At 62.7% G+C, this 6,283-nt stretch carries 5 protein-coding genes and 1 tRNA gene; 1 reads left to right on the forward strand and 5 read right to left on the reverse strand.

The genetic code is table 11. From position 1 onward, the window contains the following. Positions 1-665: 665 nt before the first annotated feature. Positions 666-914, forward strand: coding sequence for a helix-turn-helix transcriptional regulator (locus ACI48D_RS25720; RefSeq protein ID WP_435574084.1), 249 nt, complete (start codon positions 666-668; stop codon positions 912-914). On the opposite strand, the gene ACI48D_RS25725 is transcribed toward ACI48D_RS25720, so the two are convergent. The 5 genes from ACI48D_RS25725 to ACI48D_RS25745 all read right to left on the reverse strand — a co-directional run bounded on the left by ACI48D_RS25725 (position 830) and on the right by ACI48D_RS25745 (position 6,240). After that, complete coding sequence (locus ACI48D_RS25725; protein WP_435574088.1) at positions 830-1,171, reverse strand: hypothetical protein; 342 nt, start codon at positions 1,169-1,171, stop codon at positions 830-832. The two genes, ACI48D_RS25720 and ACI48D_RS25725, sit on opposite strands and share 85 nt — an antisense overlap. A 170-nt stretch (positions 1,172-1,341) precedes the next feature. Continuing rightward, the gene (locus ACI48D_RS25730) at positions 1,342-2,490 is read right to left on the reverse strand and encodes a Fic family protein (RefSeq protein ID WP_435574085.1); all 1,149 of its coding nucleotides are present in this window, start codon (positions 2,488-2,490) and stop codon (positions 1,342-1,344) included. A gap of 80 nt (positions 2,491-2,570) precedes the next feature. Beyond that, complete coding sequence (locus ACI48D_RS25735) at positions 2,571-3,767, reverse strand: tyrosine-type recombinase/integrase (RefSeq protein WP_435574086.1); 1,197 nt, start codon at positions 3,765-3,767, stop codon at positions 2,571-2,573. 190 nt (positions 3,768-3,957) lie between these two features. Next, positions 3,958-4,047, reverse strand: a tRNA-Ser gene (locus ACI48D_RS25740). Between the two features lie 147 nt (positions 4,048-4,194). Then, a complete protein-coding gene (locus ACI48D_RS25745; RefSeq protein ID WP_435574087.1) occupies positions 4,195-6,240 on the reverse strand; it encodes a putative bifunctional diguanylate cyclase/phosphodiesterase in 2,046 nt (681 codons plus the stop codon). Positions 6,241-6,283: the final 43 nt, after the last annotated feature.

A 6,283-nucleotide genomic window follows, 5' to 3' on the forward strand; every position in this document is an offset into this window, starting at 1 on the left:
GGCTATATACCGCCCGCTGAAGCTGAGGCAAACTACTACCGGCAGCTCAAGATCGCTGCCGATGAAACCGTATTAACTTAAACCAACCAGCCTCCACGATTCCCGGGGCGGTTCAGGGAGCTTGAAAGTGGATATCAGACAAGTGCAGTAGGCGCATTATGGAACATTAACTGGCAGTTACTTTCTTTGTCAAGAAAGAAGCTGACTTAAACGTCCATCGCACTTCAGTACGCTAAGTGTTTTACGTCGCCCCATTGAATGAGCATCCGACAGCGGACCTTCTGCAGGTTGAGTGTACGTACGCGTTGCTAAAACAGCAAATAGGAAGTCCGACAGACACTAGAGACCGCATGCGCACAGTCCGAAAGGGACAAGGGCAGATGTTTAATCTCGAAGAGATTAAACATTTAAGACGCTTGTCTATCCTGCCCTCCTAACCTAAACCCAATAAACCGTTTTCAATGCGTTCGAGCCTTCAGATATGAAGCGCGCATAGGTACAGGCGCAATGTCTCTGCAGCCACCTGACATCAAACTGGTCGTGCCTTGTGGGCACTCGACTCTATGTCCGTTAGTAAGCCTTGTAGGTACGAGAACATTTCTGTACCTGAACCACTGGCCTGACGAAGCCACAATGCTTCATTCACATTCGTCTTGGAGGCATCCATGGATCAACAAGCTCTTAATGTGGCTGTCGAACGCCGTGCATCGAGTAATCGTCCAGGCGTGCAATTCATCAGGCTAAAGGAAGTGCTGGCAATCTGCGGCAGATCGCGCAGCAGCGTCTACGAGGCGATCAAGAAAGGAAACTTCCCGAAACCCGTGAAGCTTCAAGGCAGGTCGTCGGCCTGGATCAGATGTGAAGTTGAACAGTGGGCAGTCCAGTGCATTCGCGCCAGTCGCCCTGATTCGTAGCGCAGCACGGAGAGCAGGTATTGCATACCAGGTTGGCCGCGCGCGGCGACTTCGGAGAAGCTGTCGCAAACCAATGCCGAGCGGTCAGCCAAGGCATGCAGGCTACGCCCAGGCTTGAGCAGCCGGCTGTATTCGGTCATCGATGTGAGCACAGCACGCAATGCGCCGGCGGCGGCCACGTCGCGCGTACGCGGCTGGCTTTCGGATCGCGCCAGTTCCAGGATTCGCTCGGCTAGTGCTTCATGTTCCCAGTCCACAGAAAACCTAGGCAGTTATCCATGTTTGCCGATACCTTGTACGAAATCCGCACATTAGACAGTTGGAGTGAAGAAAAAAGTTCGTCATGACGAACTCCGCGATTTCGTCATGACGAAATTTGCATGCCCCCACGATAGCCGACCCTAGCGCCATCCGCACGACCCTCTTGTCACAAAGCTGAAGGCAGCGGAGACGCTGGCCGTCGCACCAAGTCATAGCTAGTACTGCGCCCTCCAGCACCAGATCGCTGCAGGATGCCCAGCTCAACCAACTCGTTGATGTCACGCAGCGCCGTATCTGTCGACGATTTCGCGATCGCCGCCCACTTGCTGCTGGTGAGCTTGCCCTCGAAGCCATCGAGCAGGCGATTGATGATCTTGACTTGCCGCTCGTTGAACGCCACGCCCGAGACCCGCTGCCAGAAGTGTGCCTTCTCCAGCACGGCGTCGAGAGCGTAGTGGGCCAGGTCCACGGCCTCGCCGAGCATCTGCAGGAACCACAACAGCCATTCGGTCACGTCCAGGCCGGCCTTTTGCGTGCGTTCGAGGATGTCGTAGTACGCCTTGCGCTCGCGCTGGATCTGCGCCGACAGGCTGTAGAAGCGCTGCGGGCTGCCATCGGCACGTGCCAGCAACAGATCGCCGATGGCCCGCGCGATACGGCCATTGCCATCGTCAAAGGGGTGTAGGGTCACGAACCAGAGATGCCCGAGTCCGGCGCGGATCAGTGCCGGCTCGGCCTGGACCGGTGCGTTGACCCATGCAAGGAAGCGCTCCATCTCGCCAGCCAGGCGCGGCGCCGGTGGGGCTTCGTAGTGTACGCGTTGGCGCCCAATGGGCCCGGACACCACCTGCATGGGGCCGTGAGCATCGTCACGCCACGTGCCGGTGCTGATCTTGCTAAGGCCAGAGTACCCGGTCGGGAAAAGCGCGGCATGCCAGCCGAACAAGCGCTCCCGCGTCAACGGCGACGAACTGTTGATGGTAGCATCGAGCACCATCTCGACCACGCCCTCGACGTGCCGGTCCACCGGCGCCAGCGAACCGATCTCGACGCCCAGGCGCCGTGCGATGGATGAACGTACCGAGGCGACGTTCAGCTGCTCACCTTCGATTTCGCTGGTCTTGATGACGTCGTCGGTCAATGCGGCCAGACTGGCCTGGTCGCGCAGGCCCAGGCCGATGTCGGCAAGCCTGCCGAGCAGCAGGCCCTGACGCTGACTGACCTGCGCAAGCGGCGACACCAGCGCCGCCAGGTCATAGCGCCAGTTCGGCCAGTCCGGGGCCTGCCAGATAAAGGTGTAATCGCCGCAGTTCATGCGGTGATTGTACGGACTAATCACCGCATTGCCAATGCCGGAGCGAGCAGGACTGTCCACCCATAGAATCGCAAATCTCCCTACTCCATACTGCCGCAATAGTCAGCCCACGCCTGCATCAGCACCACCCGCTTGTCGAGCAGATCCCCACGCCGGTACGCCGCTTCCACCTTATCCGGCAAACCGTGCGCCAACGCGTGTTCGCACACCTCCCGCGAGAACGAATTCTTGCCGTACTCTGAGCACCAGTCACGGAAGGTCGAACGAAAGCCGTGCATCGTGATATCCGTCCTCCCCATGCGCCTCAAAACGCTCGTGAGGCTCATATCGGAAAGAAGCGTCTCCTTGTCCCGGCCGGGAAAAACAAAGCCGCCACGGTTCTCCATTGCGGCCAGAACGGCCACGGCGCTGGTAGACAGCGGAACCCGATGCTCCTTCCCCGCCTTCATGCGCTCGGCCGGGATCGTCCACAGCTTGGCATCCAGATCGATCTCGGACCAGCGCGCGCCACGCACCTCACCTGACCGGCAAGCCGTCAGGATGGCAAACTCGATCGCCCGCGCCGACACGCCCTCCCGCTTGCGCAGCTCCGTCATGAACGCGCCGATCTCGCGCCAGGGCAGCGCCGGATGGTTCTTGACCGGTGCGATCTTGCTAGGATTGGCGAGCAGGTTCTCCAGGTGTCCACGCCAGCGCGCCGGATTTTCGTCGCGACGAAATTTGTGCGTAGTGGCCCAGTCGAGGATGGACTCGATGCGTCCACGCAGGCGCGTAGCGGTTTCGGTCTTCGTGGTCCAGATGGGCTTGAGCACCTTGACGACAAGGGCCGTATCCACGTCGGCCACCGGCAACTCGCCGATGATGGGGCTGACGTAGGCCGCAATCGTGGTCTCCCATTGCGCCGCATGCTTGGCGCTCTTCCAACTGCCGCGGTGCGCCGCGATGTAAGCTGAAGCGCATTCGTCGAAGGTGACGCGCTTGGCCTGCTGGTGCACATACTCCGCTCTGGCCTTGTCACGCTCCTCGATCGGATCGCGCTTCTCCAGCAGCACGAGGCGGCATTGCTTCGCCTTCTCGCGCGCCAGCGCCAGGTCGACGGTGTGACAGGAACCGAGCCCCATCTCGCGGCGCCGGCCGCAAAAGTCGTAGCGGAAGATCCAGCTTTTGGCGCCGCTTTTCGACACCTGCAGCCATAGCCCCGCGCCGTCGCCATACATGCCTGGCCTGGTGACAGAACGGACCTTGATCGCGGAAAGCTTGTTGATCGTGTAGCTCATCGGTGTGTACCCACCTTTCGGCATGGTCTCCGCCAAGGTTTTCACTCTTGAAACGACCCATATTCCTACCCACCCCTCGTGCGTGGATGTGGGTAGATTTTAGTGGACGTCGGTGGACACCGATTTTGACTTTTCTCCTATGAGAAGACGAAAAAAAGCCCCATCGTGTGGGGCTCTTGTTCAGTATGCTTGGCGGAAGCGGTGAGATTCGAACTCACGAACGGGTTCCCCCGTCGGCAGTTTTCAAGACTGCTGCCTTCAACCACTCGGCCACGCTTCCTGGGGAACCGCATTATACATAAATCATTGCTGCAGGGGCAGCTTGAACACCCGCAGCCTCGACAGGCGCTGGCGGCCGGGGAATACGCTTGGGTTCCCGCCTTCGCGGGCACGACGGCGTAAGCGCGCGCGCAGCGCTTCGTCGACCTCAGGCCACCAGCAGCCAGTTCTCCCTCAACGCCTTTTCGAACTCATGCTCCGGCAGCGGTTTCCCATACAAATATCCCTGCACCTCGTCGCACCCGGCCTGGCGCAGGAACTCCATCTGCTCCACGGTCTCGACGCCCTCCGCGATCACGCGGTGGCCCAGCTTGCGGCCCATGCTGATGATGGTGCTGGCAATCGCGCAGTCACTCACATCGAACGGGATGCCGGTCGTGAACGAGCGGTCGATCTTCAGGGTGTCGATCGGGAAGCGCTTCAGGTAGGAGAGGCTCGAATAGCCGGTGCCGAAGTCGTCCAGCGACAGCGCCACGCCCAGCGCGCTGATGCGGTCCATGATGCCGATCACGTAGTCGATGTCGTGCATCAGCGTGCTCTCGGTGATCTCCAGCTCCAGCCAGGAGGCGTCGATGCGGTAGCGCTCCAGCGTGTCGGCCACCCTGCCCGGCAGCGAGGACGTGAACTCGCGTGCCGACACGTTCACCGCCAGGCGGAACGGCGGCAAGCCGGCGCGCTGCCAGATCGCGGCCTGGGCGCAGGCCTGTTCCAGCACCCACTCCCCCACCTGCACGATCAGGCCGGTGGTTTCGGCCAGGGGGATGAACTCGCTCGGCGCCACCATGCCGCGCTGCGGGTGCATCCAGCGCACCAGCGCTTCGGCGCCGACCAGGCGCCCGCTGCCGATCTCGAATTTCGGCTGGTAGTGCAGCAGCAGTTCGCCGTGGCCGAGGGCGTGGCGCAGGCCGGATTCGATCTGCATGCGATGCTGCATGCCCTCGTTCATGTCGAGGCGGTAGAAGGCCACGCCCTGATCCGGGTTGTCGATGCGCTCCTTGGCGCGCTGCATCGCGATGTCGGCCATGCGCAGCAGCGTCTCGGCATCCGTGCCGTCCTGCGGGTACACGCTGATGCCGATGCTGGCGCCTACGCGCAGGTCGTGGCCGCCGATCGGGAACGGCGCCTCCAGCGCCGCCAGCAGCTTCTGCGCCACCGTGGTCGCCTCGAAGTGCTGGCGCACGTCGAACAGGCCGATCGCGAATTCGTCGGCGGCCAGGTGCGATACCACGTCCTCGTCGCGCAGCGTGCTGCGGAAGCGCTGCGCGACCTGGCGCAGCAGCTCGTCGCCGACGGTGCGGCCCAGCGTGCCGTTGATCAGCTTGAAGCGGTTCAGGTCGATGTACAGCACGCAGGCCGTGCCCTCGTTGCGCTGGGCGGACATGAGGCCCTGGTCGACCAGGCGCGCGAACAGCGTGCGGTTCGGCAGCCCGGTCAGCTCCTGATAATAGGCCAGGTGGTGCAGCCGCTCCTCGGCCAGCTTGCGCTCGGTGATGTCGGTCAGGTAGGCGATCAGGCCGACCGGATTGTCCTCGAGGTCGCGCAGCGGCGACAGCGACAGGCTGGCCCAGAACACCTCGCCCGACTTCTTGCGGCGCCGGACCTCCATCATGCGTCCGCCCTGCTCGGCGAAGGCATCCGGAAAGTCCGTGCCCTCGTCCTGGCTGTCGTCGACGTACAGGAACAGGATATGCCGGCCGAGCGCTTCGACGGTCGTGTAGCCGAACAGCTGCTCGGCGCCGCGGTTCCAGCTGGTGATGTAGCCCATGCGGTCGGTGGTCAGCACCGATTCGTGGATCTGGTCCAGGATCTGCGACTGGTGCGCCAGCTGGGCCTCGACCTGGGCATAGGCGTGCGTGGTGCGCTGGGCCAGGCCGTGCATCTGCAGCAGGGTCGCGGTGAGCGTCGCCAGGGCGTCCAGCTGGCGCCGGTCCTCGAGGCCGAAGCTGCGGCCGCGCAGTTCGTAGCGGCCCAGGCAATCGCTGTCGGGGCCGACCCGCGCGCTCAGCACCTCATCGGCGTCGTGGCCGGCCGGCGGCCCGGCCACGAAGGCGGCCTGCGGACTGGCCAGCAGCCCGCCGGCGATGCGTCCCAGCTCGGCATGCAGGGCCTCGCCGCGCAGCTGCAGGACGGCCTGGCACACGGCCGCGCTGCTGCCGGCCACGTCGCCTGGCGCGGACGCCGTCGTCTCAGACATTGCGCGCCACCTGGATGGCCCAGTGATAGGCGTGGAGCTGGGC

Source organism: Massilia sp. LXY-6, from assembly GCF_051233485.1.
Lineage (GTDB): Bacteria > Pseudomonadota > Gammaproteobacteria > Burkholderiales > Burkholderiaceae_D > Telluria.

Excerpts from the sequence above, each read along its gene's own strand:
- ACI48D_RS25735 (WP_435574086.1), bottom strand. The coding sequence starts at position 3,767 with ATGAGCTACACGATCAACAAGCTTTCCGCGATCAAGGTCCGTTCTGTC.
- ACI48D_RS25720 (WP_435574084.1), top strand. The coding sequence starts at position 666 with ATGGATCAACAAGCTCTTAATGTGGCTGTCGAACGCCGTGCATCGAGT.
- ACI48D_RS25745 (WP_435574087.1), bottom strand. The coding sequence starts at position 6,240 with ATGTCTGAGACGACGGCGTCCGCGCCAGGCGACGTGGCCGGCAGCAGC.
- ACI48D_RS25730 (WP_435574085.1), bottom strand. The coding sequence starts at position 2,490 with ATGAACTGCGGCGATTACACCTTTATCTGGCAGGCCCCGGACTGGCCG.